This window comes from Methylobacterium variabile, assembly GCF_001043975.1.
Classification (GTDB): Bacteria; Pseudomonadota; Alphaproteobacteria; order Rhizobiales; family Beijerinckiaceae; genus Methylobacterium; species Methylobacterium variabile.
The window spans coordinates 1-566 of sequence record NZ_LABY01000526.1; the positions used below are offsets into that span (position 1 = coordinate 1).

1 protein-coding gene is annotated in these 566 nt (G+C 74.0%); it reads left to right on the forward strand.

All coding sequences use genetic code 11. The features are described from left to right. Positions 1 to 34: 34 nt before the first annotated feature. On the forward strand, positions 35 to 566 hold a 532-nt coding region (locus VQ02_RS34325; protein ID WP_048448761.1), incomplete at its 3' end, for an FAD-dependent monooxygenase.

Sequence of the window (566 nt, forward strand, 5' to 3'; positions counted from 1 at the left end):
TCAGTCTCCCCTCCTATTTCGTCGGCAGCTTCAAGTGTGTATAAGAGACAGGCCCGGGGCGACGGCGGCGACCGATCTCGCGCGGCTCGGCCGCCGCGTGCTCCTCCTCGACAGGGCCGGCCGCATCAAGCCCTGCGGCGGCGCCATCCCGCCGCGGCTGATCCGCGACTTCGCGATTCCCGACGAGCTCCTGGTCGCGAAGATCCGCTCGGCCCGGATGGTCTCGCCGCGGGAGCGGGCGGTGGACATGCCGGTCGGCGACGGCTTCGTCGGCATGGTCGACCGCGGCCCCTTCGACGAGTGGCTGCGCAACCGCGCCGCGCTGGCCGGCGCCGAGCGGGTGACCGGCACCTACCTGCGCCTCACCCGCGACGGCGACGGGCCGGTCACCGTGCATTATCGCGGCGCCGACGGCACGGAGGCGCGGGTGCGCGCCCGCCTCGTCATCGGGGCGGACGGGGCGAACTCGGCGGTCGGGCGCCAGGAGATCCCGACGCATGCCCGGATGCGGCAGGTCTTCGCCTACCACGAGATCGTGCGCACGCCGCGCGCCGGCGCCTTCGAGG